Source organism: Burkholderia sp. 567 (assembly GCF_040545115.1).
Classification (GTDB): Bacteria; Pseudomonadota; Gammaproteobacteria; order Burkholderiales; family Burkholderiaceae; genus Burkholderia; species Burkholderia ambifaria.
In genome coordinates, this window is the sequence record NZ_JBEPLG010000005.1 from 104,645 (window position 1) to 129,557 (window position 24,913).

Genomic DNA, 24,913 nt, shown 5'->3' on the forward strand with positions numbered 1-24,913 from the left:
ATGAACCGCGTCCTGACCGTCGTAATCGGCTCGCTGATCATGCTCGCGATGGCGACGCTCGTCCTCGTCGCGCTTCCGTATCGGCAATTGCGCGACGAAGCGCCGCCCGAGCCGCTGAAGCCCTATACCGTCGCGCAGCTGCGCGGACGTGCGACCTACGTGAACATGGGCTGCGTCTACTGCCATTCACAGCAGCCGCGCGCGCCGTCGCTCGGCCCGGATCAACTGCGCGGATGGGGACGCCCGTCCGTGCCCGCGGACTACGTTTACGACTATCCGCACCTGCTCGGCGTATCGCGCACGGGGCCCGACCTGTTCAACATCGGCGCCCGGCAGCCGAGCGACGCATGGCACCTCGCGCATCTCTATCAGCCGCGCGCGGTGACGCCAGGCAGCGTGATGCCGGCCTATCCGTTCCTGTTCAGGGTGGTCGATCACGCGAAGCCGGGTGACGTCGTCGTGCAGTTGCCGCCGAAGGTCGCACCGGCTGACGGCAAACAGGTGATCGCGTCGCAGGACGCGCTCGATCTCGTCGCCTATCTCATGGCCCTCAATCACACCTATCCGGCACCGGCCGATCCGTCGGGAGCAATGAAATGAGCGAACAAGACAACGCGCGTGCCGTCCGCGCGCGCGAACACGCGGAACCGATCGAGCGCAGCAACCCGGTGCCCTGGCTGCTCGGCCTCGTGGCCGCCGCGCTGGCGGTCTGGGGCGTGAGCTACTTCCTCCTCAATCCCGCACTCGGTCCGAACCCGGCCGCGAAATCCCAAGCCGCGCCGGGCGGCACCGACGCCGTTGCCGCGGCGCCGGCGGCGGCCGACGGCGCCCTGCTCTTCGCGAGCCGCTGCGCGTCGTGCCACCAGGCTACCGGCGCGGGTCTGCCGGGCGCCTTCCCGCCGCTCGCCGGCTCGGAGTGGGTCAACGGCGATCCGAAGCTCGTCGCGCGCATCCTCCTGCTGGGCGTCACGGGCAAGATCACGGTGGCAGGCAGCACGTTCAACGGGTCGATGCCGGCGTTCGGCGCGACGCTGACCGACGACGAGATCGCCGCCGTCGCCTCGCACGTCCGGTCGAGCTTCGGCAATCACGCGCCGGCGTTGACGGCCGACGTCGTGAAGGCCGAACGCGCGGCCATCGGCAATCGCACGGCGCCGTGGGCCGGCGAAGACGAGCTGAAACGCCCATGAGCGAGGCCGCTGTAATGGCATCGCGCACACCCGACAGCGCGACGCTCGACGTGCGCGGCATGTGGTGCACGAGCTGTGCGAATGCGCTAGAACGCGTGCTGCAGCGCCAGCCCGGCGCGCTCGACGCGCGGGTGAGCTTCGCGTCGGAATCCGCGACCGTCGAGTGGGATCCGCGCCGCACCTCGCTCGACCATCTGCTCGCCGCCGCGGCGAAACTCGGCTACGAATGCACGCCCGAAAGCGAGACGCCCGATCGTCGCGCGCACACGGCCGCGCTGCTCGCCGACCTGACGCTGCGGCTCGTCATCGCCGCCTTTTGCTCGATGTGGGTGATGACGGCGCAAACGACGCTGTACTTCACGACGGCCGCCACGGTGCCGGAGCCCGTTCGCCATGGGCTCGCCGTGCTGGCCGGCATCGCCACGCTGCCGGTCGTCGGTTATTGCGCGCGACCGTTCTTCAAGGCCGCGTGGCGAACGTTGCGTGCACGCGTGCCCGGGATGGACTGCCTTGTCGCAATGGGTACAAGCGCGTCGTTCCTGCTTTCCGTGTGGCGGGTCGCGCACGGCGAATCGACGGTCTATTTCGATTCGGCGGCGATGATCGTCACGTTCCTGCTGGCGGGCCGCTGGCTCGAACTGCGCGTGCGCAGCCGCATGTCGGACGCCGTTCGCGCGCTGCTCGATTTGCCCGCGCAAACCGCGCGCGTGCTCGCAAGCGACGGCGCGCAGACGGTCGTGCTCGCCAAGCGCGTCGCAACCGGCAGCATCATTCGCGTGCTGCCGGGCGAGCGTCTGCCGCTCGACGGTGTCGTCACGGACGGCCGGTCGTCGCTCGATCGTTCGCTGCTGACGGGCGAAAGCGAGCTCGTCGGTGTGGAGCGCGGCAGCTTCGTCGAGGCCGGCGCCCTCAATGCCGACGGCGAGCTGCTGGTGTGCGTGAAATACGGATGGGGCGAGCGCCGCGTGGATTCGATCGCGGCGAGCGTGCGCGCGATGCTCGCGCGCAAGACGGCGTCGCAGGCCATCGCCGAGCGCTTCACGCGCCGCCTCGTCCCGGCCATCGCGATGATCGCGTTGCTGGTGTTCGTCGGCGGCGGCCTGCTGGGCATGGGATGGGCGGATGCGCTGGAGCGTGCCGTCGCGGTGCTCGTCGTCACCTGCCCGTGCGCGCTCGGCATGGCCGTGCCGCTCGCGCTGAGCGCCGGCGTCGGACGCGCGGCGCGCGAAGGCATTCTCTTTCGCGACGTCGAGGCCATCGAGAAGGCCGGCAAACTCTGCACGTTCTTCCTCGACAAAACCGGCACGCTGACCGAGGGCAAGCCACGGCTTGTCAGCGCACGCGCGGCAAGCGGCGTGCGCGAAGCCGAACTCATCGAGGAAGCGGCGCGCGCCGAACGCGGCAGCGAGCATCCGATCGCGGCCGCCATTCGCGCGCTCGTCGCGCCCGACCGGCTCGCCGGTGCCGTGGAGGCACCGCGCGGCACGTCGCGCGCGGTGCCGGGAGCCGGCGTGGCATGGGACGGCGCAGATGGCGAATGCATTCTCGCCGGCACCGCTGCATTCCTGCGCAGTCGCGACGTTCAGGTGCCCGAAATCGACGATGCGAGCACCGCCGTCCATGTCGCCCGCAACGGCTGCTGGCGCGGCATGCTGGGCTTCGCCGACCGCCCGCGCGAGGGCGCCAGGGACGCCGTGGCTTCGCTGCGCGCGCACGGCGCAACGGTGACCATGCTGACCGGCGACCGGCCGATCGTCGCGCGCGCCATCGCGCAGGCCGTGGGCTTGGGCGACGACTCCATCCTCGCGGCGCAGTCTCCCGAACGAAAGGCAGCACACATCGTTCACGCACAGGCCGCGGGTCGCGGCGCGGTCGCGTTCGTGGGCGACGGGCTCAACGACGCGCCGGCCCTGGCCGCGGCCGATGTCGGCATCGCGGTCGGCAGCGCGTCGCCCGCGTCGATGGCTGCCGCATCCATCGTGCTCGTCGATGCGGGCATCGAAAAGCTCGACCTCGCGTTGCGGCTCGCGCGCCGCACCGCGCGCGTCATGCACCAGAACCTCGCCGCCGCAGTCGTCTACAACGCGCTCGCGATTCCCGCGGCCGTGTTCGGCTGCGTGTCGCCCGCCACCGCTGCCGCGCTGATGGTCGCGAGCTCGATGTCCGTCACGCTGAACGCCGGCCGACTCGCGGTCCGCACCGATCGGCCGCCGGCCCCCACCGGCACGTCGCGCCCCGTGCGCGCTTTGTCCACCGAACAGACCTGGAGCACCTCATGAGCCAACACGATTACGATCCCGTCTCGCTGCACCGGCGCCGCCTGCTGGGCGGCCTCGGCGCGCTGGGTGCGGCGGCATTCATGATGCCCACGCTCGCGCGCGGCACCCAGAGCGGCACCATCGAGCTGCCGTTCGAGAACGGCAGCCGGCCGCTCACGTCGGACCTGCCGCAAAAATCCAATGTGATCCTGCAGCGCACGCGTCCACCGCTGCTCGAAACACCGTTCGACGTCTTCGACCAAGGCGTGTTCACGCCGAACGACCGCTTCTACGTGCGCTGGCACCTCGCCAACATTCCGAACTCCATCGATCCGGCCACGTACCGCGTCGCAGTTCACGGTGCCGTCAAGCGGACGTTGAATCTTTCGCTCGACGACCTGATGCGCGGGTTCCCGCGCTACGAGATCGCCGCGGTCAATCAGTGCTCGGGCAACTCGCGCGGCTTCTTCAGCCCGCGTGTGCCGGGCGGCCAGTGGGGCAACGGCGCGATGGGCAATGCGCTATGGAAAGGCGTTCGCCTGAAGGACGTGCTCGACCATGCGGGCGTGCGCGCCAATGCCGTTTGCGTTCGCTTCAACGGGCTCGATTCGGGCGTGATTCCGCAAACGCCGAAGTTCCTCAAGTCGGTGGAGATCGACCATGCACGCGACGGCGAGGTGATGCTCGCGTACGCGATGAACGGCGAGCCGCTGCCGCTGCTCAACGGGTATCCGCTACGGCTCGTCGTACCGGGCTGGTATGCGACGTACTGGGTGAAGATGGTGACCGACATCGAAGTGCTGGACACACCTGACGACAACTTTTGGACCGCCAAGGCATATAAGGTGCCGGCCAACCACTTCGCGAACGTGCGGCCCGGTGAGACCGACGTGCCGCAGATTCCCATCAACCGGATGCTGCCGCGCTCGTTCTTCACCAACATGAGGACCGGCGACAAAGTGGGCGCCGGTCAACCGGTGCTCGTCCGCGGTATTGCGTTCGGCGGCATCAATGCACTGGCGCGCGTGCAGCTGTCGACAGATGGCGGTCGAAGCTGGGCCGATACGCAACTAGGGCACGACTACGGCAAATACAGCTTCCGCCAGTGGCAGACGAACGTGCGCTTCGCTCAACGCGGCCCGCAGATGCTGATGGTGCGCGCCATCGACTCGACGGGGCAGGCCCAGCCGGCCACACCGAACTGGAACGGTGCAGGCTTCATGCGCAACGTCATCGAATCGATTCAGCTCGACGTGGCTTGACAAGGAGCGACAACATGAACGCAAGACTGAAGCGCATGGCGGTGATGTTGATGGTCCCCGTTTCCGTTGGTGCGTTGCTTGGCCTCGTGGGCCGGCACTACCTTCCCGAGTCCATTGCGGCGCAGGCGGCGCGCCAGGACGCTATCGCGCCGCCGGTGCACTTGAGCGCGCTCAACGTGACGTTACCGCCCGGCCATTCGGTGTTTCCGCCCGGGCCTGGTGCGGACATCGCCAACGCGAATTGCGTGATGTGCCACTCCACGGGCATGGTGCTGCGGCAACCGCCGCTCACCACCAGCGAATGGAAGGTCGAGATCACGAAGATGCGCAATGCGTTCGGCGCACCTATTTCACCGGACCAGATCGACGCGCTGGCGCATTACCTGAGCGCCATCGATGGCCGCAAGCCTCAGGCGGGCCCGTCCGGCGTCGACAATCAGGCGAGCTGAAAGCCATAACCGCGGTGTATGGCACGCATCGAAACAATGCATTTTTCTTGAGCGAGGTGCGCCGATATCCTTGTTTCATCGACTCGCAATCCATCGCGAGGCCGCCGAAACCCGGCAAAGGCAAACGCTGGTGGACAACGGCGGGATCGATCGACAGTGAAGGATGTGTCGCCTTCAATTCAACTCAACTCAAGGAGCTTCATCATGAAAACGCTCGCATGCATCGCCCTCGTCCTCGGCACCCTCGCCGCGCCGGCGCTCAGCTTCGCGCAAAGCAACACGCCGCTCACGCGCGCGCAAGTGCGTGCCGATCTGGTCCGCGTCGAGCGCGCTGGCTATAATCCGGCGACCGGAAACGATCCGCAGTATCCGGCGGACATTCAAGCAGCCGAAGCCAAGGTCGCGGCCGAGCAGGCAGCGAGCGGTTTCGGCGGCGCACCGACGGACGGTAGCTCGGCAAGCGGCAACCGCGCTCACGTGGCCGCGCATGCATCCGCATCGTGCGTCGGCCCGGCCAGCTTCTGCAATCCCTATTTCGGCAGTTGACCGCTGATGCGCCGCGCACTGTTCAGCCGAGCCCGCCCGCTCGGCAGTTCAGCCGGGTATGCGTAGCGCGCAGCAGCCGTCGCCTCTCCCGCGCCCCATGAACTTCACTCATCTTCTCGCCTTTTATGAAGTCGCTCGCGCCGGCAGCATCAGTGCCGGCGCGGAGCGTTTACACGTCAGTCAGCCGGCCGTCACCCGGGAAGTCCGCGAGCTCGAGGATCGCCTCGGCATCGTGCTGTTCGATCGGCTGCCGCGCGGCGTGGCATTGACCGAAGGCGGCAAGCTGCTCTACGAGTATGCAAGCCGCATCTTTACGCTCGCGGATACTGCCGAGAAAGAGCTCGCGGAGCTTGCGGGCCTCGGCTCGGGCCATATGAAGATCGGTGCGAGCGGCACACTGGGCGTTTTTTTCGTGCCGGAAGCAATCGCGGCGTTCAATGCAAGCCATCCCCGTGTCGCCATCGATCTTACGGTCACGAACACCGAGCGCGTGGAAGCGGGTTTGCACGACTTGAGCTTCACGATCGGCTTCATCGAGGGCCCTTTCGACGACTCCATTCTCCATGCTCGACGCATCGGCTCCGACGAGATCGCCGTCGTCGCGGCGGCAGGCCACCCGCTTGCGGGGACGAAAGTACGTGCACGGGATCTGGTGGACCGGACCGTGATCATGCGCGAGCCGGGGTCCGGCACGCGCGCGATCATCGAAGAATCGTATCGTCGCGCCGGCCTCGAGATCGAGCCGCTGATGTCGGTAAGCCATACCGAAGCAATCAAGCGGATGCTGCTGTCCCAGCACGCGCTGGCGTACATCTCGACGCTCAGCGTAACGGACGAGTTGCGACGCGGCGAACTGGCCATTGTCGAGGTCGAGGACATGCGGATCGTGCGACCGCTACACATGGTCTGGGCGAAGGGGCGATCGCTGTCGCCCAGCAGCCAGGCGTTGTTCGACCTGGTGGCGAGCGGCGCACTGAACACTGCGATCGCAGTGGGCGCAGCGTAGCGCGCGGCTCGCCGCTTGCCGCATCGTCGCCGAGGTCAGCGATCGGCTTCCACTTCGCGCAGCACCGACTCGAGAATCATCGCTCCGGCATTGAGCGGTCTCGGACGCCCACGGGGCTGATAGACGGTGTCGCCAGTCCGCACGGGCCGACCACTGATTGCGCACGTCCCGCCTGTGCGGGCGCGCGTCACATGCCAGGTCTGGTCGCCATACGAGCAGTGCGTCGAGTCGCGCCATGCGATCGTCACCGCTGTCGAGCTCACACGATCGACGAAACTCACGGAAACGGCGCGGCGCCCCGCACCTGGCGTTCCCGGCCGCGCATGAGGCGCCGTCCCGCGAGCATGCAGCGGCTCCATCGCAGGCGCGACCGGTCGCACATCGTTTCGGCACAATTGGGAGAGCAGGCTCAGCGTCTGCTGCCATGGATCCATCGCCATTACGTCGATCGAGAAGCTCATCATCGTCCTCGTTGCGTCACAGGTTTCACCGCTTCGACAAACGTGCTGCGCGACTATCCGAGCCCACCCGACTCGTCACATCGGCGAGCGTGCTCCGCCATCTCGCGTGCGTCATTCGACGCGCGCGCGCCGGCGCTCCTGCTACCCGGCGACACCTGCGGGACATGAAGCACCGCGTCGCGACCGTCGCGCGGGTGAGCGCCACGAAGAAATCCCGCGCTAATGGCAAGGAAAACCGGTACCCGTTCATCGATCGACATTTGCCTTCGCCCTCCAGCAAAAAGGCGTCTCTCCGACGAAGCGTTTGAACACCGTCGTGAAATGGGCTTGCGAACGGAAGCCGCAACCCAATGCGACATCGAGCAAGCCATGGCGTGATTCGAGCAGGAGCTGCTGTGCGCGCTCGATGCGCCGCCGCATCAGATATTCGTGAGGCCGCAATCCGGTGGCCCGGCGGAACTGCGCAGCAAAATGCATCCGCGTCAGCCCGACACTGTGTGCCATATCGGCGAGCCCGATCGATTCCGCGAGGTGCGCTTCGACATAGTCGACCACGCGGCGCATGCGCCACGACGGCAGTGCAGCCGCGCCGCGCACTTCGCTCCTGTTCGTCGCGAAGTGGCGAGCCACGATACGCGACACGATCGCGAGGCTGACGCTGTCGGCGAAAACCTTGCCCAATGCCGCGTCCTGCGTGTGGGACACCGCGAGCGCCTGACCGAGCCGCTCGAGCGCCGGATCCCGGATGAGGCGCGGATCGTCGATGACGATGTCGCCGGCATGGGCGCGCCCGAAAAGATCGGCATAGCACTCGGCCAATACCGTTTGGGATGCAAACAAATGCAGCACGTCACTCGGTGCGTCGAACACGGCGCGACATGCGACGCCCGGCGCGGTGATTTGCGCGGCACCCGCCGTCAGCCGGCCCTGCACGAGCGTGCGGCCCGCGTGCGAGAAGGTCAGCAACGTACATTTGAGGTTGATGCCGATGCAGTGCCAGTTCTCGCTGCAGTCGTTCGTTACCTCGAGCGTCTCGGTACCATTCCGGGTCCAACGCGAAAGCGCGATGTCGATATCGCGACCGGCGCCCGGGTCGCGCCACGCGTGTTCGGCGGCAATCGGGCTAGACGCGCGCACACCGGCAAGCGCGTCGAAATCGGTGGCTGTCCTGGAAGGACTCGATGACAAAAGAATCATGGCTAGCTACCTGGGAACATGAAGCGTTGCGCACGACCAGTGCGGTGAATACACGGTATCGAAACGAAGCACGTTGCACCAGCCGTACAAAGGGGTTGCGCGAACTTGTCGATGGGTGGGGCCGGTCATATCGAGGTTTAATCCACGAATCGGGGCGGCGCACCCGTCGGCGCGTGCCGTCGACATGGCGGCAGTTCATCCCCATCGCGCTGCAAGCCGGCACGAGGGCAATCGGTCGACTCGACGGAAGCCTTCCGGCCGGCGCCGCGGCACCATCGCCGGCACGTTCCGCGGCTACGAACCGATGGCCCGACCTATACCAAGGTATGAGAAAGGATGCGAAACCGGTCGGCCTTTCGCGCCGTCACCGCTTGGCCGTTGTCCAGTGCACCCATTTCGACGATCGGGCCTTGACGCCAGTCGAACATCCGGACGACAGAACCGAAATCGGCAACGCGCTATACGCGAGGATGAGCCGAAAGTGCCTATCGGGTACCCGCCTATCCCAACGTACGATGGTGCTCAACAGAGCGTGCCGCTATCTTTTGATCTCGTGACAGCATTCCGAAGCGCGCGATCGTCGATCCCGTCTCCTGCTGTCGGACAGTCGAGATTCCTGGACACGACGAGGTATTCATGGACACGCTACTGAGCATGCGGATCTTCTCGCATGTGGTGGAAACGGGCAGTTTCAGCGCGACTGCCGACCATATGGAGTTCAGCAAGGCATGCGTGTCGCGGGCGGTCTCCACGCTCGAGAACCGGCTGCGCGCGAGACTGCTGAACCGCACGACACGCAGCCTGTCGTTGACGGAGTCCGGGCAGCGCTATTACGCGAGATGCAAGCAGATTCTCGCCGATCTGGACGATGCCGAAGCGCAGGCCGGCGGCGCCTATACCGTGCCGCACGGCACCCTGCACGTCCATTGTTCGCCCGAACTCGGACTCCGGCGCTTCACGCAATGCCTCGTCGAATATCAACGCCAGCATCCGAACGTCAAGCTTCATGTCACGTTCATACCCGGCGCCGCACATCTGATCAACGACCGCGTCGATGTGTCGATCGTGCCCACGGCGTCACTGCCCGATTCCGGGAACGTGAGCCGGATGGTCGGTCAGATCGAGCATGTGCTGGTGGCCGAACCGACGTATCTTCAGGCCTGCCGAATCGACACATTCGAGCAGATAGCCCCGCACGCGCTGACGCCCATACCCGCGCGCGTTGCGACGCCGCAGCGCCACGCCAGGCTCACCATCGTCAAGCCCGCATCGGCGAACAACGACGGACCGTTCGTCATCGACGACGTCGACGCCACGCGCTTCGCCGTTCTTGCGGGCGCGGGCGTCGCCGCGCTGCCGCTGCACTGCGTGATCGACGACATTCGACAAGGCGCGCTCGTGCGGCTGTTCCCCGAACATCGCCTGGAGCGCACGCCCGTGTTCGTTCTTTACGCGTCGCGGCGTCACGTCGACGCGAAGATCCGAACGTTCGTCGATTTCATGGCGGCGCGCCTGATTGACGTGCTTCAGGCGGCGTCGTGCCCCGCAGCCGCAGATGTGTCGGACCCCGCCGCTTGCCTGGACCATCCCGCGCGCGTGGGCTGACCTGCGCGCGGGGCGGAAAGCGGGAAGACACCTTCGCGACCTCCCGAAGGCGTCCGCCCGATCAGGCAAAACCGCCGTTGGCATAGAGAATCTGACCGTTGATCCACTGGCCGTCCGCGCCGACGAGAAACGCTACCGTTCCCGCGATATCGTCCGGCTGGCCAAGCCGCTCCAGCGGTGCGAGGTGCGCAAGCCGTTCGATCTGCTCGTCCGTCTTTCCTTTCAGGAACAACTCCGTCGCGACCGGCCCGGGTGCGACCGCGTTGACCGTAATCCGCCGCCCCCGCATCTCGTTGGCCAGCACTCTCACCAGCCCGTCGCCGCCGGCCTTCGACGCGATGTAGGCGCCGTAGCCGGGGAACGACTTGGCGACGACACTGCTGGAGCAGACGACGATACGGCCGCCGTCGCGCAGATGCGACGCCGCATGCGCCATGACGAGGTAGCTGCCACGCAGATTGACCTGAATCGTCCTGTCGAATACGTCCAGACCGTCCGGGCCGACAGGTGCGAGCGGCATGATGCCCGCGCAATGGACGACCACATCGAGCCGGCCGAATGCATCCAGCGCACGGTCATAGAGCGCGGCGACATCGTCCGCCGCGCTGATATCGCCCTTGACCGCGATTGCCCGCCCGCCTCGGGCGGTGATGTCCGACACGAGGGCGTCCATCCCGGCGCCGTTTCCGGCGTAGTGGCCCACGATCGCAAATCCGTCCGTCGCGAGTCGCAGCGCGACCGCCTTGCCGATGCCGCCCGACGCGCCGGTGACGAGCGCAACTTTCACCCTATCCGACATATTGGCTCCTTGCAGTTGATGTGACGCACCGGCACAGTCCGATGCTCGCGTCACTATGCAGTGGCCGCCGATGCGGTTTTTTTCGATTCGCACGTTTGTTGAGCCGGAGCAGGCGCCAAGCAGGTGAAATACGAGAAGGTTCGCGACGCGCGGTCAGCCACGTCGTATCGTGCCGACATGCCGAATGCCTTGTTCGCAGGACATTATGGTTTTGTATAATCGCCGCACTTTTCCCGAGACGCCTTCGTCCACGACATACAGCGATGCTCGACCTCACTTCGCACGTATTCGAACTCGCCCCATGAACGGACCCAACGGCAAGTCGCCGAGCTTATCGACACGGAAACCGTCAGGCCCGGCGGGGGAATCCGCGGCGGAAGCGCGCGTCGAAACCGACTCGGTGTTTCGCGACGCGCCCATACCGATTCTCATAGAGGACTGGTCCGGCATCAAGGCGTGGGTCGACTCGCTCAAGGCTTGTGGCGTGACGGATCTGGATGCCTACATCGACGACCATCCGCACGTGATCGACGAGCTGCGCGAGCGCCATGCGTTCATCGACGCAAACGGCGCCGCGCTCGCCCTGTTCGACGCAGAATCGAAGGCGCTGTTTTTCGAACAGTCGCGCAGGTTGCTTCCGGCGAATCGCATCAGCAACTCGCAGGTATTGCGCGCGATGTTCGACGGGCACGCGTTCTGCCAGGGCGAGCGCCTGCTGTCGACCCTCACCGGCAGGAAAGTACCCATCGTGTGGCGGTGCTCGCTGCCGACCGATCCGGCGCAATATCGTCGTCTGCACTTCTATGCGTTCGACGTGACCGAGCACAAGGAAAACAGCGAGCGCCTGGAGGCGTTGCGCGCGCAGATGGCACGAACGGCCCGAGTATCGATGGTCGGGCAACTTGTCGCGTCGATTACTCACGAAATTGGCCAGCCGCTCGGTGCGGTCCGTACCGCGCTCGACGCAGCCGCCCGCTGGATGGACCGCGCCGAGCCGAATATCGGCGAAGCATTGGCCGCGTTCCGGTACGCGGCACGCTGGACCGACGATATTGCGGCCATCTGCCAGCGTTTGCGCGGGTTCCTCGTCGGCGCGCCGGTCGAGGCGGTCGAAGTCGACTGTGCCGAAATCGTGCAATCCGCGATGCTGCTGGTCGCGTCGGAGGCGAATGCGCATGCAATCGCCGTCTCGATGAATATCGAGCCGGGCATACGCGCGCATGCCGACCGCATTCAGCTTCAGCAGGTGTTGACCAACCTGCTGATCAACGGTATTCACGCGATCTCCGCCGTCGAGCTCAAGGATCGCACGCCGCAACTGACCGTGAGCGTGCGCCGCCACGACACCATGCAGGTACTTTTCGAAGTCTGCGATTCGGGATGCGGGATCCTGGCTGCCCAACCGGACTCGGTCTTTCAACCCCTTTCCAGCACGAAGAGCGACGGCATGGGAATGGGTCTGCCGATCTCGAAGTCGATCGTCGAAGCGCACGGCGGTGCGATATGGATCGAGCAAACCGGCCCACGAGGAACGACTTTCTGCTTCACCGTCCCGAGCTTTCCCGATGCATTCGGCACCGGTAAGCCGCAAGCATCCGCACCTCGAGGCGACCAGGCCGCATGAGACGATCCCGGAACGATGCCGACGCAGCGTCTGCACACAGGCTCACGGCGGGCACCCTCGCCACGATTGTGCTTGCCAACGCTGTCGAGTTCTTCGACTACTTCTGCTATACGGTCTTCGCCGCGTTCATCGCCCATGCTTTTTTCCCGCACGCATCGGCCGCATACGGCCGGATGTTGTCGCTTGGCACTTTTGCAGCCGGATTCCTGTCCCGCCCGATCGGCGCGCTTGCGATCGGCCTCCATGCGGACACCGCCGGACGCAAGCCGGCGTTACTGCTCAGCGCGGCGCTCGTCACCGCAGGTTCGGTCGGTGTCGCGGTGACGCCGGACTACGCGACGCTGGGCATCGGCGCACCGATAGCCGTGCTCATCTGCCGGATCCTGCAGGGCTTGGCAGTCGGCGGAGAAATGGGATCGTCGGGCGCGTTGTTGATCGAGCGTTGTCCGCCCGCGCGCAAGAGCTTTTATGCGGGATGGCTGATGGCGGGCCAGGGACTCGCGCTGGTCGCCGCCGGTAGTTGCGGTATTGCAATTTTCAATCTGCTGACGACCACGCAAATTCAGCACTGGGGCTGGCGCATACCGTTCGCGCTAGCGGGCATGCTCATACCCGTGCAGCTCTATTTGCGCCGCAAGATCGATGAGACGTGGCGGGTGCCGCGCGACGGACACGCGGTGCGCAACATGCTCGTCGGGTATCGGTCGCAGTGGCTGCTCGCGATCGCATTGATCTTCGGCGGAACCGTACCGACGTATGTCGCGACCTACGCGACCACGGCCGGCGTCGCCGGTCCGCCACCCACTGCCTACGCGGCCTTTGTGACGACGGTGGCGGTCGGTGCGGTCACGCTGGCGCTGTCGTTGGCAGGCGGCTGGCTCGCGGATCGAATCGGCCGACTGCGGACCATCGGCCTGTCGCGCGCCCTCACCATGCTGGCCGTGCTACCGGCGTTCCATTACGCGGCGACGCATCCGCAACCCGTCGTATTGCTCTGCGTGGTCGCGCTGTTCGCCGGCTTGTCCGCCATCGCCGGCGCACCGAGCATCGTCGTCATTCTCGAGATGTTCCCGATGCGGGGCCGCGCCGTCGCGATGTCGGTCGTGTATGCCACCGGTGTCGCGCTGTTTGGCGGTACCGCCCCGTTCGTGGTGGCGTCGGTCGATGCATGGACGGGCATGCACAGCGCCGCCGGCTGGTATGTCTGCGTGTCCGCCGCGATTACGCTGATCGCGGTTCTCCAGGTTCGTACCGTGCGCAGCGCGAACGCATAACGTCCAGCCGCCGGTCCGCACACCTGTGCAGCCGTCGGCACACGTGCATGATATCGATGCCGTGCAAATCGGAAACGGCGCTGCCTTTCCTGACAGCGCCCGTTCGCCTGGCGCGCCACACTCCTTTCCGTCATCCAGCGCGATGCATCGCGGCCGGTGTCCACGACACCGCGCCGCCGCCATCCTCATTGATCTTACGGAAAGGATCGAACCATGTCGCACCATCTCGACTCCCCGCTCGCCCGGCAGGACATCCGTCTCGACATCACCGACCTGTACTGCTTTCGAGGCGAGACCGGCACCGTATTCGTCATCAACGTTTGCCATTCGATTGCCGGCGACGTGCCGACCCCCGGCTACCACCCCGAGGGGTTCTATGAATTCAAGATCGACCTCGATCAGGACGCAGTCGAGGATGTGACCTATCGCATCACGTTCGACGCGCGGGATGCCGGCGGCAAGCAGCATTTCGTCGTGCGCCGCATCGTCGGCGCCGCGGCTACGGATCCGCATGCAGCCGGCGACGTCGTTGCGCAAGGCGACACCGACGAGACGATTACGACGCCGTCCGGCCTCCGCGTGTGGGCAGGACGCGCAGGAGATCCGTTCTGGATCGAGCCTGACGTCCTTCACGCAGTGGGGCACGCGTTCCAGGACGGACAGCCGCTCGATCTCGGTACGTGGCAGCCCGGCGACGCGCGCAATCTGTTCGCCGGTCACACCGTGTATTCGATCGTTCTGGAAGTGCCTGACGCCGAATTGCTCGCCACGGCGAACGGCAACCGGAGAATCGGCGTGTGGGCGGTCGCGACCCTCGCGACCGACAGCGGCGGCTGGCGATCGATCAATCGTGTCGGACTCCCGATGATTCATCCGCTCTTCACCCAGTACAACGAGGACCTCGGCGACCGGCTGAACGGTGGCCGCCCCGCCGACGACTTCGACACCTACGGCGCAACGCTCATCCAGTCGATCGCCGGCGCGGTGCGAGCCAACGGAACGGCCGACGACCCTGACGGCTATGCAGCAGCTGTCGCACACCGACTGCTTCCAAACGTTCTGCCGTACACGGTCGGGACGCCGGCCGTATTCGGCTTCGCGCAATGGAACGGGCGATCCATGACCGACAACGCACCGGATGTGATGTTCTCGATCGCCGCAAATACGCCGATCAGTCTCGGGATCGGCAAAGAATCGGTCACGTCGAAGCCGACGTCGACGTTCCCGTACGTGCCCAGGGCCTGAAGCGAGTCGGCGGCGCGCGGCGCCGCCGACTTTCCCTGCGGCAGATGACGGCGCTGCGTCGGCCGACCCGTTTCTCCCGATCTTTTTTGGCGAGGCTTCCATGTCTGCAAGCCATGACATTCGTCGTTTTTCCCATCACCGGACGGCAACCGTTTCACTGGCCGCAGTCGCCATGTTCATCGTCGTTCTGCACGTCGTCGGCTGGGGTACGTTGCTTGCGTTCATCGTTCCGCACCATCTCGGTGTCGGCTCCCGCGCCTTCGGCATCGGCGCCGGCGTGACGGCGTACTCGCTGGGCATGCGGCACGCGTTTGACGCCGACCACATCGCGGCGATTGACAACACCACGCGCAAACTGCTCGGCGAAGGCCAGCGGGCGTCGAGCGTGGGATTCTGGTTTTCGTTCGGTCATTCGAGCGTCGTGTTCGGCCTCGCCATGTTCATCGCGCTCGGCATGCATTCCCTGTCGGCGCATGTACTCGACGCCGGATCGCCGCTGCGCATGCTGACAAGCACCGTTGGCGCGATCGTCTCCAGCGTGTTCCTTTATTCGATAGCGATACTGAACATCGCCGCGTTTTACGATCTTTGCACGGCATTTCGGCGCATGCGAAGCGGCCGGCTCGACGAAGCGCAGCTCGAACGATGCCTCCAATCGCGCGGCCTGATCAGCCGTTTTCTCGCGCCGCTGATGCGTATCGTGCGCACGCCCGGCCAGATGTACTTCGTCGGCGTGCTGTTCGGACTCGGCTTCGATACTGCAACGGAAATCGCACTGCTCGTGCTGACCGGCGCAGGAGCCGCGTCGGGCCTGCCGTGGTACGCGATTCTCTGTCTTCCCGTGCTGTTCGCCGCCGGCATGCTGCTGTTCGACACGATCGACGGCTCGTTCATGACGCTTGCGTACGGATGGGCACTCGCACAACCCATCCGCAAGATCTACTACAACCTCGTCGTCACCGGTCTCTCCATCGGCTTCGCGCTCGTCATCGGAACGATCGAGATGCTCGGCCTGCTCGGCAATGCATTCCAAGCGCACCGCGCGTCAGGTACGTGGCTGCCGCCGCTCGCCCTCAACCACATGGGGTTCGCGATCGTCGGCCTGTTCGTCGCGACATGGGCGGTGTCCGCCGCGATATGGAAGTTCGGACGAATCGAACAACGCTGGGCACGCGGCGGAGACGCATGATTCTTCACCGGTTTGACGTTCACTCACCACCAAGGAAACCCATCATGAGCAAGGTCATACTCATCACCGGCGCGTCGAGCGGCTTCGGCAGGCTCACGGCAGAAGCACTCGCACGTGCCGGTCACATCGTCTACGCATCAATGCGCGATACGGCCGGGCGTAACGCAGCGGTAACGGAGCAAATGAGCGCACTCGCGCGCGAGGCAAGCATCGACCTGCGCGCGCTCGAACTCGACGTGCAGTCGGACGCGTCGGTCGCACGCGCGGTCACCACGGTTCTGGAGCAGGCCGGCGGCATCGACGTGCTGATCCACAATGCCGGGCACATGGCATTCGGCCCGGCCGAAGCGTTTACGCCCGAGCAGTATGCGCAGCTGTACGACATCAACGTAGTGAGTACCCAACGGGTGAACCGGGCGGTCCTCCCTCACTTCCGTGAACGGCAGCAAGGATTGCTGGTGTGGGTGTCGAGCAGCAGCGCTGCGGGCGGCACACCGCCGTATCTCGCGCCGTACTTTGGTGCGAAGGCGGCGATGGATGCGATTGCCGTGTTGTACGCGCGCGAGTTGTCGCGCTGGGGAATCGAGACGTCGATCATCGTCCCGGGCGCGTTCACGCAGGGCACCAATCATTTCGCTCATGCAGGGCTCCCGGCTGACACCGCCCGCGCCGCCGAATACGACGCCGGCCCTTACGCGAACTTCGGCCGCGAAGTCCAGGAGGCATTCGCCGCAATCGTCCCGCCCGACGCGCGCGCGGATCTCGTCGCCGACGCGATCGTGGACGTAGTCGCGAAGCCGGCTGGCAAACGCCCGTTCCGCGTGCATGTCGATCCGACCGAAGACGGCGCGAACGTCGGCTTCGCCGTGCTCGACCGGCTGCGCGCCGAGATGCTGCATCGCGTCGGACTGTCCGACCTTCTTGCGCCGCGCCTCCGCCCGTGATCGTGAGCCGGCACACCTGATCGATTTGACGGCGCAGCCGTAACGGCGTACCGACGCGTCGTTTCGATACCGATATCTTTCACCACCGTCCGGGCACGCCGTACGACGAACATTCGTTCGCGGCTGCCCGGCACACCGCAGGAGCATGACATGAATCAAACGTCCGAAAAGGTAGCCCTCGTTACCGGTTCCTCGCGCGGCATCGGCGCCGATATCGCGGTTCGCCTCGCGCGCGATGGCTTCAAGGTCGTCGTGAACTATGCCAGCAACGCGACGCCGGCCGAGGAAGTCGCCGCAACGATTCGCGAGAACGGCGGCGACGCGTTGCTCGTCAAGGCCGACATCGCCGATCCGGCCGCGACCATTGCGATGTTCGACGCGACGGAGAAGGCCTATGGCGGCGTCGACGTCGTCGTCAACAGCGCAGGCGTCATGAACCAGGCAAAGATTGTGGATTTCGACGATGCAACGTTCGATCGCACGGTCGCCATCAACTTCAAGGGCGCGTTCAACGTGTCGCGCGAAGCCGCGCGCCGCGTTCGCGACGGCGGCCGGATCATGAACCTGACGACGAGCGTGACCGGCGTGCGCTTGCCGACGTATGCCGTCTATATCGCGACGAAGTGCGCGGTCGAGGGACTGACGCAGGTGCTCGCCCAGGAGCTGCGCGGACGCGGCATCAGCGTCAACGCCGTGGCGCCGGGCCCGGTTGCCACCGAGCTGTTCCTCGCCGGCAAGAGCGCCGAGCTCATCGACCGGATGGCGAAGATGAATCCGCTCGAACGGTTGGGGCAGCCGTCGGACATTTCAGCCGTCGTCGCGTTTCTCGCCAGCCCCGAAGGCGCGTGGATCAACGGCCAGATCGTACGTGCGAACGGCGGCATGTGCTGAATCGCGCGGCCGGAACCGCATCCGTCGCGGACCCCGTACGGATGCCGTTCCGGGTCGCGCATTGCAACGGGCGCTTTCTTCCGAAAGCGCCCGCACCCGGCCGGCTCGTTCCGATGGACGACCACCGAGGCTCGGGCGGAACGGCCGAGGCGGGTCGGCCATTCCGCTCCGTCATGCACTCAGCGCACCCATCCCTCGGTCTTCATGATTGCAGCTCCGCGATCGCTGTTCAGGAAATTGAGGAACTGCGTTGCCTCCGGATCGGCATCCGGAGCGAGCGCAACATTGACGTCTCTCCAGATCGCTCTGTTCGCGGGCAGGCTGACGTAATCGGCTTTGTCGGCATGCGTGATCGGCCAGTCGGGCCATGTGATCCAGGCATCCGCGTCCTTGTCGACGAACATCCTGAAGCTGGGCCCGCTGCCCTTGCCGAATCCGACGATGTTCTTCCGGAACCGCCTGACGTCGTCAAGACGCCCCATGCGGCCGGCGATGTCTTCCCATGTGCCCGTGCCCGACGTATTCGCCACGCCCGCGCCTTCCGTGACGACGATACGCACGCCATCCGCGAGCAGATCGTCGAAGCCGCGGATGTGTTTCGGATTGCCTTTCTTCACGGCGATGACGGCCGGCCGGATATAAATCGGCGTCACGTCGCTCCATCGAAACACCTGGTAGGTTTCGAGGAGGCCGGCCATATCTTCTTCCGACGTTCCCCACAGAATATCGGCATCGGCTTGCGCCTTTCGGCTCCACGTCGGCTCCGGTCCGCCGGTCACCTCCACCTTGATGCCCGTTTCGTCGGTGAAGACCTTCGCGACTTTCGCGAATGCGGTATCCGGGCCGCCTGCGCCGTACAAACGCACGATGCCGTCTCGCGCATCGCGCCGTATCGTCGGATCGGGCGTTTCATGCGCGAACGCGCCGCACGAAAACGTGAGGATTGCCAATGACAGGACTGTCTTCTTTCTCAAGGTGCTGAACACGATGGGGCCTTTTACGTGAGTTGCTTCGGGAATGGATCGGTTTCGATCCGCTTCGGATCGTCCTACGGCGCAAGAATCGCTCGCACGGCCTGCATTTCGTCCATCAGTTCCGCAACCGATGCATCGATGCGGGCGCGCGCGAACGCGTCGATCTCCAGATCCGGCACGACACGATAGCGGCCTTCGCTGCAGATCGTCGGCATCCCGAACATCAGGCCGCGCGGAATGCCGTACTCGCCGTCCGACACGATGCTCATCGACACCCACCGGCCATCGCTTCCGCGAATCCAGTCGCGCATCTGGTCGATCGCCGCATTGGCCGCCGACGCCGCGGACGATGCGCCGCGCGCTTCGATAATCGCAGTGCCGCGGCGTGCGACTTCCGGAATGAACGTGTCGACATACCAGCGCTCGTCGCCGACCCGCATTGGCGCTGGCTGCTCGTCGATCAGCGCATGACGATAGTCGGGAAACATGGTCGGCGAATGATTACCCCACACCACCATGCGGGTGACGGCATCCACGGCTACGCCGCATCGGGCGGCCAGCTTCGACACGGCGCGATTGTGGTCGAGACGGATCATCGCGGTAATGGCATCCGCCGGCAGGTCGGGCGCGTAGTAGCGTGCCACCCACGCGTTGGTGTTGGCCGGGTTGCCGACGACGAGCACCTTGACCTGCCTGCTCGCCACTTCGTTGAGCGCATAGCCCTGGGAACGAAAGATGGCGGCGTTCGCAGCCAGCAGATCGCGCCGCTCCATGCCTTTGCCGCGCGGGCGGGAGCCGACGAGCATCGCGTAATCGGCGTCGCGAAACGCCACGCGCGGATCGTCGCTGATTTCGATCGACTGCAGCAGCGGGAATGCGCAGTCTTCCAGTTCCATCACCACGCCACGCAGCGCTGGCAACGCGTGCGGCAGTTCCAGGAGCTGAAGGATGACGGGCTGATCGTCGCCGAGCAAATCGCCGCGGGCGATTCGGAACAGCAACGAATAGGCAATTTGACCGGCCGCCCCGGTCACGGCCACACGGCGGGCGGGTTTGGACATGCTGGATCTCCTTCGAAGGTTCGATGACGTACATGGACATCGCTCCACTCCGACCGACCGCGTGGTGCACGTGCGGCCGGCCGGAGCGGGTTCGACGATTCGTTCAGCCGAGTGCGGGTCGTGCCCGGCCGACGAGGCAGGGGGCGTGGAACAGTTCGCCTCGGGCGAGGCCGCGCAGCGTTCGCGACAGCACGACCAACCACAGTCCACCGAGCAGCGCCGCCAGCGCCATTCCCAGTGCGGCAAACGCGATAAAGCCCGTGGTCCGATAGAGACTGAGCGTCACGACGGTGTAGACGCCGAGCGGAAACGTGAATCCCCACCATCCCAGATTGAACGGCAGCCCGTCGCGGGAATACCGCAGCGTGAACAGCATCGCCATGGCCAGCCACCACAAGCCCACACCCCAAAGCAGCAAGCCGCCGATCAAGCCGATGTCGCGCGCGACGATCGCAGTCGCCTCGAACGACGTGCCGGCAAACGCATCCGGTGCAGCGTGGCCGAGCGCAAGCAATCCCAGCGCGCCGGTGCCGATCGGCCCCAGCGTCAACCAGCTGGACGGGCCGAGATCACGATGCGGCAGCTTGTGGATCACCAGCCGGAAGAACACGACCGTGAGCACGGTAAAGGCGAGCGGCACCGACACGGCCCACAGCACGTAACCGGCGGCCACCAGAAAGCGCGCGGTCTGTGCGTCGACATGCGGCGCGAGTACGGCGGCGCTCGACGCGGCCACTTCAGGCGCGACGATGGGCAGCAGCAACACGGCCGAGATGCGCTCGAGCGCGTGGTCCTGCGCGGTGAACATCATGTAGGGCACACCGACGGCGACGGCGAGTGCCAGTACTGCATCGACGCACCACAAGCCGTAAGCCAGCTGGCTCGCTGCCTCGCTCGCATGCGGGCCGGCGAATATCACCAGGCCGTTGATGACGGGTGCGAGCCCCATCGGCACCGCGCCGAGAAACATCGACTGCAGCGGGTGATGCAACATCGGGCGGATCGTTTCCGGATAGAAGATCCAGCGCGCCAGCAACATGCCGGCGAACACGACGTAAAGCACGCTATCGGCCACCCACAGCGTGTGGGCCAGCGTCATCTGCGCTGCAAAGTGCCATGGCAATGCGGCAATGACGAGAAACACGATTCCGTTGCCCATCGTCATCGCGAACCAGTTCGGCGTGAATTGCCGAATCGTCTCGGCGAGCTTTTGTCGGCCATGGGCCACCGTCGTGCCAGGCGTTGTCGTTTTCATCGCTGTTCCCTCGGAACGGGTTGAATATCGACAATGTAGGCAGGTGCGAACCATACGAAAAATACATACTTCGCATACGTCACATACCTTCGACTTATGGCTCGGTCGCTTAGGACGCTTCCGCGCAAGCGCTTGCGCCGGCAAGCACGATCGCCGGCGCGGTGATTCGAAGGCCGGCCCCGCGCACGAACCCGGCTCGGCACTATCGGCCGCCGGCCATGCTCTCGAAGACGCCGTCGCGCCGGATCCATGCGTGCAAGAGCGCGGCAGCGAGATGGCCGACGATCAACAGGAAAAATGCATAAGCGAGCAGCCCGTGCAAGCGGCGCAGCTGACCGTAGACGACGATGTCGTGCGGCAAGATCGGAAACAGCTCGACACCTTTCCACATCGAGATCGGATAGCCGCCGGCGGACTGCATCGCCCAACCGATCAGCGGCATGGCAATCATCAAGCCGTAAAGCAGGTAATGCGATAGCTTCGCCACAGTGACCTGCAACGGCGGAATGCCCGACGGCAAAGGCGGCGGCCGGTGCGTCACACGCACGCCAAGCCGGATCAGCGCCAGCAGCAGGATCGCGATGCCGAGCGGCCGATGCAGCGCCAGCAATTGCGGATATCGCGCGCTGACTGTCGATACCATGCCTGCTCCGACGAACAGCATGGCAATGATCAGCACGGCCATCAGCCAGTGCAGGACACGGGCCGGCACGGAAAAGCTCGGGTTCTGGCTCGTCATTTCGCAGCTCCATGGTCGTGTTCGAGCGTAATGGCATCCGGGCGCGGACCTTCCGCCGCACGTCGATTGAACGATACCGAGTAGGCCGCGGAGCGCGCGGGCAATAGCGGATCGTCGGATGGTGCGATGCCTTTCGGCAATATCAGCGGATCGTAATTGAAGTCCCGGCAATGTCCGTCCGCTTCCGTCGCGATTGCATCGAACACGAGCGTGCCGGCGTCGATACGTCGATGCGGGCCGCTCCACGCAATCGTTGCGTTGTCGGTGCGATCCGAGGGATTGGCCTCCACGAGCACGAGATGCCACTTCACCGGCCCCTCGTGAATGCGCTCGAGCAGATCGTCGAACAGGAAGTTTGTGGGCAGCGTGCCTGCCGTGTGCTTGTCCAGTGCAGCGAACGGCTGCTCCGGCTCGAATTGCCAGCGCACAAACCGTGCGACGCCATGCGCGTCGATGAATCGAAATGCGTTGATGCTGTAATACGTGCCGTTTGCAAAGCCGGAGGGCATCGGCGTCTTCTCCAGATAATCGAAGAAGCGTTGCGTCTCCGGATGCGTGGAAAGAAAAGCCTTCATCCGGCCGGGATCGGGCTGTCCGGTAGCGCGGTCAGGCGTCGACGCGACCTGTAGCGCCACGAAATCGGCCGGATTCGATACGACGAAAATGGGCGTTTGATCGAGCGCCATGCGCCATTCTTCACCGTCGGCCAGCGCGAATCGCATGCCGAGCCCACGAAATATCTGATCGCTGTCCGCGCCGGTTGGCACGCTTCCTCCGGTATTGAAGCGACCGGTTACCGGCACTGAACCGGTGCGGAACAGCGCCGCCGTGGACAGCGCGCTACCCGCGCCGTTCGAATCGAAGTGGCCTGCGACACAAATGCCCTTCGTATGGGCGCGTCGAAACCCGGGGAACACCTTGCCCGTATTGGACTGGAGTGAATCGATCAGCACGGCGCCGCTCAGCCGGGCGGGCACGAGCCAGCCGCCTGTCCATGCGAATGCCGATCCGAACGATAGAACGATGAGCACAATGGCCGCTATCGCGAGAAACGGGCGGCGGGAAGGGCCGGGAGACACCATTGAATATGCTCCTGAGACGATCGATTAGATGGCCGCGACGCGCAACTGCGCCTCGACACCGCTACTGCAAAGGTTGCGCAGCAGGCGGAGCGACTATGTCAGGAAATATCCGAAATCCGTTTGGTGTTCGCACGGCCGATTGCAGATCGACACGCGCAGTTCGCCCATGCGTGCGTGGCGTAGCGGAACGCTTGCATCTGGACCACATGAGCGTGCGTTTCCGAAGCACCGCGCTCCATTGCGCAAAGTCGTGCAGTGAATTCGAGGCAAGCTTCGTCAACCGTGCTCATGCGCCGTACGTAGCGGCTCAACCGAGTTCAATCCAGTTTCGGCGTCTATCTGCGCATACCAAACATGGAGCGAGTCCGATGAAATCGATGAACGCGATCCAGATTCGCGTAGCCTGCGTGGCTGCCCTGCTCGCGTGCGCGACTGGCTTCGGCCATGCGGCACAGTCTCCGCGCTTTTTCGATGCGATGACCGAGGTTGAAACGGATCTGGTCACGCCATTGGAACGGATTTCGACCGATGGTCGACTCGCGTGCACGATCGCAGGCAATGCCGATTCGAAGCACCGGAGGACCGTTATGTCGGGATCGAACCTCTCACACGTTGCTTCGTCACGAAAGCCGGAACGCGTCGTCACTCCCCGACCGGAACCATTCCGCCATTTTCCCGGCTACCGGACGAGCGTTCACGACGCAAAGGACTGGACGTAAGGACTGGCCGGCTCCTGTGTTTAGTACGGTGACGGTGTAGAGTCCGTTGCAGAGAGCAACTTCAGTTCGTCGGCCTTCAAGATGTTCGGCGTGGAAGAGCCGCTTTTCCCCCATCCGGTCCCGACGGATAATGAAGCCATGCACGCGTTGCCGTCGCGGTACAGGCACCCCACGCCACGCCGGCAAGCGACGCAGCATCGACGCAAGGAGGCTTCCCCGCATGACGCATCCATTCAAACTGGGCGACCACGTCCGCTGGAATTCCGAAGCCGGTTACGTGACGGGCACGATCATTGCGATCCACACGCAGGATTTCGACTACAAAGAGCATCGCCATCGCGCGTCGCCCGACGATCCGCAATACGAGATCAAGAGCGACCGGACCGACCACATCGCCGCGCATCGCGGCCGCGTGCTCGAACGCATAGCAGGCAAGGACGACGCATGACGCTCCCGTTCTACACGATCGGACATTCGAACCGCACGCTCGACGAGTTCGTCGAGATGCTCGACGCGGTCGATATCGCGCTGCTTGCCGATATCCGGAAGATGACGCGCTCGCGCACGAATCCGCAGTTCAACGAAGCGACGCTGCCCGACGCGTTGGCCGCCGTCGATATTGCGTACGAGCACATCGCCGAACTCGGCGGCCTGCGCGGCAAGTCGCGCGGTGTGCCCGAGGAGGTCAACGACTTCTGGACCAATCGCAGCTTCCATCGCTATGCCGACTACGCGCTGTCGCCCGAGTTTCGAGCCGGCCTCGACCGCTTGATCGAGCAAGGGCACCGGCAACGCTGCGCGATCATGTGTTCGGAAGCCGTTTGGTGGCGTTGTCATCGGCGCATCGTGTCCGACTATCTGATCGCGCGCGGCGAAACGGTGCTGCACATCATGGGCAAAAACCGCGTCGAGCCCGCGCGTCTCACGGCCGGCGCGGTGATCCGGGACGACGGCACGATCGTCTATCCGGACGTCGACAGCGATGCGGCTGACGACGGCAGCGCCGGGCAGCCGAACGAGTAACGCGGCGCGAGTCGTGCTCGTGCGCATGGCCGCGATGGCCTGACGCGCGGTGCAACGACAACGCTTCCCATCGGCCGGCCGCCGCCCCCTGCGCACCCGCCACACCACTCGCTCGCCGCG

The 24,913-nt window shown here is 65.0% G+C and carries 25 protein-coding genes; 17 read left to right on the top strand and 8 right to left on the bottom strand.

Features of this window, described 5'->3' with window-relative positions:
- The 7 genes from ABIC50_RS16300 to ABIC50_RS16330 all read left to right on the top strand — a co-directional run bounded on the left by ABIC50_RS16300 (position 1) and on the right by ABIC50_RS16330 (position 6,711).
- A complete protein-coding gene (locus ABIC50_RS16300; RefSeq protein WP_354165439.1) occupies positions 1–600 on the top strand; it encodes a cbb3-type cytochrome c oxidase subunit II in 600 nt (199 codons plus the stop codon).
- Positions 597–1,190 (top strand): c-type cytochrome, encoded by a 594-nt coding sequence (locus ABIC50_RS16305; RefSeq protein ID WP_354165441.1) that lies wholly within the window; start codon positions 597–599, stop codon positions 1,188–1,190. Before ABIC50_RS16300 ends, ABIC50_RS16305 begins: the two co-directional genes overlap by 4 nt.
- Entirely contained in the window at positions 1,187–3,469 is a 2,283-nt protein-coding gene (locus ABIC50_RS16310; protein ID WP_354165443.1) for a heavy metal translocating P-type ATPase, read from the top strand. The genes ABIC50_RS16305 and ABIC50_RS16310 overlap by 4 nt, the downstream gene beginning before the upstream one ends.
- Entirely contained in the window at positions 3,466–4,710 is a 1,245-nt protein-coding gene (locus ABIC50_RS16315; RefSeq protein WP_354165446.1) for a molybdopterin-dependent oxidoreductase, read from the top strand. Before ABIC50_RS16310 ends, ABIC50_RS16315 begins: the two co-directional genes overlap by 4 nt.
- A gap of 14 nt (positions 4,711–4,724) precedes the next feature.
- Positions 4,725–5,159: a c-type cytochrome gene (locus ABIC50_RS16320; protein ID WP_354165448.1), complete on the top strand. Its 435-nt coding sequence runs from the start codon at positions 4,725–4,727 to the stop codon at positions 5,157–5,159.
- A 204-nt stretch (positions 5,160–5,363) separates the two neighbouring features.
- Positions 5,364–5,705, top strand: coding sequence for a DUF4148 domain-containing protein (locus ABIC50_RS16325; protein WP_354165893.1), 342 nt, complete (start codon positions 5,364–5,366; stop codon positions 5,703–5,705).
- A gap of 97 nt (positions 5,706–5,802) precedes the next feature.
- Positions 5,803–6,711 carry a LysR family transcriptional regulator gene (locus tag ABIC50_RS16330; protein WP_354165451.1) on the top strand — a complete coding sequence of 303 codons (909 nt, stop codon included), beginning with the start codon at positions 5,803–5,805 and terminating at the stop codon, positions 6,709–6,711.
- Positions 6,712–6,746: 35 nt separating this feature from the next.
- Here the strand turns inward: ABIC50_RS16330 and ABIC50_RS16335 are convergent, their stop codons facing one another.
- Together ABIC50_RS16335 and ABIC50_RS16340 are read right to left on the bottom strand one after the other, a co-directional pair.
- Positions 6,747–7,172 carry a DUF3331 domain-containing protein gene (locus ABIC50_RS16335; RefSeq protein WP_354165453.1) on the bottom strand — a complete coding sequence of 142 codons (426 nt, stop codon included), beginning with the start codon at positions 7,170–7,172 and terminating at the stop codon, positions 6,747–6,749.
- Positions 7,173–7,418: 246 nt separating this feature from the next.
- Positions 7,419–8,369, bottom strand: coding sequence for an AraC family transcriptional regulator (locus ABIC50_RS16340; RefSeq protein WP_126225822.1), 951 nt, complete (start codon positions 8,367–8,369; stop codon positions 7,419–7,421).
- Between the two features lie 636 nt (positions 8,370–9,005).
- Between ABIC50_RS16340 and ABIC50_RS16345 the strand changes: the two genes are divergently transcribed.
- Entirely contained in the window at positions 9,006–9,974 is a 969-nt protein-coding gene (locus ABIC50_RS16345; protein WP_354165455.1) for a LysR family transcriptional regulator, read from the top strand.
- A gap of 61 nt (positions 9,975–10,035) precedes the next feature.
- Here ABIC50_RS16345 and ABIC50_RS16350 read toward each other — a convergent pair whose 3' ends face one another.
- The gene (locus ABIC50_RS16350; RefSeq protein ID WP_354165458.1) at positions 10,036–10,773 is read right to left on the bottom strand and encodes an SDR family oxidoreductase; all 738 of its coding nucleotides are present in this window, start codon (positions 10,771–10,773) and stop codon (positions 10,036–10,038) included.
- Between the two features lie 301 nt (positions 10,774–11,074).
- Here ABIC50_RS16350 and ABIC50_RS16355 point away from each other — a divergent pair, with 301 nt between their 5' ends.
- From ABIC50_RS16355 to ABIC50_RS16380, 6 genes are all read left to right on the top strand, one after another.
- The gene (locus ABIC50_RS16355; protein ID WP_354165895.1) at positions 11,075–12,397 is read left to right on the top strand and encodes a sensor histidine kinase; all 1,323 of its coding nucleotides are present in this window, start codon (positions 11,075–11,077) and stop codon (positions 12,395–12,397) included.
- Entirely contained in the window at positions 12,394–13,671 is a 1,278-nt protein-coding gene (locus ABIC50_RS16360) for an MFS transporter (protein ID WP_354165460.1), read from the top strand. The genes ABIC50_RS16355 and ABIC50_RS16360 overlap by 4 nt, the downstream gene beginning before the upstream one ends.
- Before the next feature lie 213 nt (positions 13,672–13,884).
- The gene (locus ABIC50_RS16365) at positions 13,885–14,916 is read left to right on the top strand and encodes a DUF4331 family protein (RefSeq protein WP_354165462.1); all 1,032 of its coding nucleotides are present in this window, start codon (positions 13,885–13,887) and stop codon (positions 14,914–14,916) included.
- Positions 14,917–15,016: 100 nt separating this feature from the next.
- The gene (gene nicT / locus ABIC50_RS16370) at positions 15,017–16,105 is read left to right on the top strand and encodes a Nickel transporter NicT (RefSeq protein WP_354165463.1); all 1,089 of its coding nucleotides are present in this window, start codon (positions 15,017–15,019) and stop codon (positions 16,103–16,105) included.
- A gap of 44 nt (positions 16,106–16,149) precedes the next feature.
- Positions 16,150–17,049: an SDR family oxidoreductase gene (locus tag ABIC50_RS16375; protein WP_354165897.1), complete on the top strand. Its 900-nt coding sequence runs from the start codon at positions 16,150–16,152 to the stop codon at positions 17,047–17,049.
- A 150-nt stretch (positions 17,050–17,199) separates the two neighbouring features.
- Positions 17,200–17,940, top strand: coding sequence for an SDR family oxidoreductase (locus ABIC50_RS16380; RefSeq protein ID WP_105830348.1), 741 nt, complete (start codon positions 17,200–17,202; stop codon positions 17,938–17,940).
- A 179-nt stretch (positions 17,941–18,119) separates the two neighbouring features.
- Here ABIC50_RS16380 and ABIC50_RS16385 read toward each other — a convergent pair whose 3' ends face one another.
- From ABIC50_RS16385 to ABIC50_RS16405, 5 genes are all read right to left on the bottom strand, one after another.
- On the bottom strand, positions 18,120–18,926 hold the full coding sequence (locus tag ABIC50_RS16385; protein WP_354165466.1) for a substrate-binding domain-containing protein: 807 nt from the start codon (positions 18,924–18,926) through the stop codon (positions 18,120–18,122).
- 62 nt (positions 18,927–18,988) lie between these two features.
- Positions 18,989–19,975: a malate dehydrogenase gene (locus tag ABIC50_RS16390; RefSeq protein ID WP_354165900.1), complete on the bottom strand. Its 987-nt coding sequence runs from the start codon at positions 19,973–19,975 to the stop codon at positions 18,989–18,991.
- Between the two features lie 103 nt (positions 19,976–20,078).
- The gene (locus ABIC50_RS16395) at positions 20,079–21,230 is read right to left on the bottom strand and encodes a TDT family transporter (RefSeq protein ID WP_354165902.1); all 1,152 of its coding nucleotides are present in this window, start codon (positions 21,228–21,230) and stop codon (positions 20,079–20,081) included.
- Positions 21,231–21,432: 202 nt separating this feature from the next.
- Complete coding sequence (locus tag ABIC50_RS16400; RefSeq protein WP_175726520.1) at positions 21,433–21,969, bottom strand: cytochrome b; 537 nt, start codon at positions 21,967–21,969, stop codon at positions 21,433–21,435.
- Positions 21,966–23,051, bottom strand: coding sequence for a catalase family peroxidase (locus ABIC50_RS16405; RefSeq protein WP_354165468.1), 1,086 nt, complete (start codon positions 23,049–23,051; stop codon positions 21,966–21,968). The genes ABIC50_RS16400 and ABIC50_RS16405 overlap by 4 nt, the downstream gene beginning before the upstream one ends.
- Positions 23,052–23,419: 368 nt before the next feature.
- Here ABIC50_RS16405 and ABIC50_RS16410 point away from each other — a divergent pair, with 368 nt between their 5' ends.
- The 3 genes from ABIC50_RS16410 (at position 23,420) to ABIC50_RS16420 (ending at position 24,793) form a co-directional block, all read left to right on the top strand.
- The gene (locus ABIC50_RS16410; protein ID WP_354165470.1) at positions 23,420–23,770 is read left to right on the top strand and encodes a hypothetical protein; all 351 of its coding nucleotides are present in this window, start codon (positions 23,420–23,422) and stop codon (positions 23,768–23,770) included.
- A gap of 220 nt (positions 23,771–23,990) precedes the next feature.
- Positions 23,991–24,218 carry a hypervirulence associated TUDOR domain-containing protein gene (locus tag ABIC50_RS16415; protein ID WP_354165473.1) on the top strand — a complete coding sequence of 76 codons (228 nt, stop codon included), beginning with the start codon at positions 23,991–23,993 and terminating at the stop codon, positions 24,216–24,218.
- Positions 24,215–24,793, top strand: a complete 579-nt coding sequence (locus ABIC50_RS16420) for a DUF488 domain-containing protein (RefSeq protein WP_354165475.1) — start codon at positions 24,215–24,217, stop codon at positions 24,791–24,793. The genes ABIC50_RS16415 and ABIC50_RS16420 overlap by 4 nt, the downstream gene beginning before the upstream one ends.
- Positions 24,794–24,913: the final 120 nt, after the last annotated feature.

Bases quoted from the DNA above. Each gene is read 5' to 3' on its own strand.
- ABIC50_RS16300 (WP_354165439.1), top strand. From the start codon at position 1: ATGAACCGCGTCCTGACCGTCGTAATCGGCTCGCTGATCATGCTCGCG.
- ABIC50_RS16305 (WP_354165441.1), top strand. From the start codon at position 597: ATGAGCGAACAAGACAACGCGCGTGCCGTCCGCGCGCGCGAACACGCG.
- ABIC50_RS16310 (WP_354165443.1), top strand. From the start codon at position 1,187: ATGAGCGAGGCCGCTGTAATGGCATCGCGCACACCCGACAGCGCGACG.
- ABIC50_RS16315 (WP_354165446.1), top strand. From the start codon at position 3,466: ATGAGCCAACACGATTACGATCCCGTCTCGCTGCACCGGCGCCGCCTG.
- ABIC50_RS16320 (WP_354165448.1), top strand. From the start codon at position 4,725: ATGAACGCAAGACTGAAGCGCATGGCGGTGATGTTGATGGTCCCCGTT.
- ABIC50_RS16325 (WP_354165893.1), top strand. From the start codon at position 5,364: ATGAAAACGCTCGCATGCATCGCCCTCGTCCTCGGCACCCTCGCCGCG.
- ABIC50_RS16330 (WP_354165451.1), top strand. From the start codon at position 5,803: ATGAACTTCACTCATCTTCTCGCCTTTTATGAAGTCGCTCGCGCCGGC.
- ABIC50_RS16335 (WP_354165453.1), bottom strand. From the start codon at position 7,172: ATGAGCTTCTCGATCGACGTAATGGCGATGGATCCATGGCAGCAGACG.
- ABIC50_RS16340 (WP_126225822.1), bottom strand. From the start codon at position 8,369: ATGATTCTTTTGTCATCGAGTCCTTCCAGGACAGCCACCGATTTCGAC.
- ABIC50_RS16345 (WP_354165455.1), top strand. From the start codon at position 9,006: ATGGACACGCTACTGAGCATGCGGATCTTCTCGCATGTGGTGGAAACG.
- ABIC50_RS16350 (WP_354165458.1), bottom strand. From the start codon at position 10,773: ATGTCGGATAGGGTGAAAGTTGCGCTCGTCACCGGCGCGTCGGGCGGC.
- ABIC50_RS16355 (WP_354165895.1), top strand. From the start codon at position 11,075: ATGAACGGACCCAACGGCAAGTCGCCGAGCTTATCGACACGGAAACCG.
- ABIC50_RS16360 (WP_354165460.1), top strand. From the start codon at position 12,394: ATGAGACGATCCCGGAACGATGCCGACGCAGCGTCTGCACACAGGCTC.
- ABIC50_RS16365 (WP_354165462.1), top strand. From the start codon at position 13,885: ATGTCGCACCATCTCGACTCCCCGCTCGCCCGGCAGGACATCCGTCTC.
- nicT (WP_354165463.1), top strand. From the start codon at position 15,017: ATGTCTGCAAGCCATGACATTCGTCGTTTTTCCCATCACCGGACGGCA.
- ABIC50_RS16375 (WP_354165897.1), top strand. From the start codon at position 16,150: ATGAGCAAGGTCATACTCATCACCGGCGCGTCGAGCGGCTTCGGCAGG.
- ABIC50_RS16380 (WP_105830348.1), top strand. From the start codon at position 17,200: ATGAATCAAACGTCCGAAAAGGTAGCCCTCGTTACCGGTTCCTCGCGC.
- ABIC50_RS16390 (WP_354165900.1), bottom strand. From the start codon at position 19,975: ATGTCCAAACCCGCCCGCCGTGTGGCCGTGACCGGGGCGGCCGGTCAA.
- ABIC50_RS16395 (WP_354165902.1), bottom strand. From the start codon at position 21,230: ATGAAAACGACAACGCCTGGCACGACGGTGGCCCATGGCCGACAAAAG.
- ABIC50_RS16400 (WP_175726520.1), bottom strand. From the start codon at position 21,969: ATGACGAGCCAGAACCCGAGCTTTTCCGTGCCGGCCCGTGTCCTGCAC.
- ABIC50_RS16405 (WP_354165468.1), bottom strand. From the start codon at position 23,051: ATGGTGTCTCCCGGCCCTTCCCGCCGCCCGTTTCTCGCGATAGCGGCC.
- ABIC50_RS16410 (WP_354165470.1), top strand. From the start codon at position 23,420: ATGAAATCGATGAACGCGATCCAGATTCGCGTAGCCTGCGTGGCTGCC.
- ABIC50_RS16415 (WP_354165473.1), top strand. From the start codon at position 23,991: ATGACGCATCCATTCAAACTGGGCGACCACGTCCGCTGGAATTCCGAA.
- ABIC50_RS16420 (WP_354165475.1), top strand. From the start codon at position 24,215: ATGACGCTCCCGTTCTACACGATCGGACATTCGAACCGCACGCTCGAC.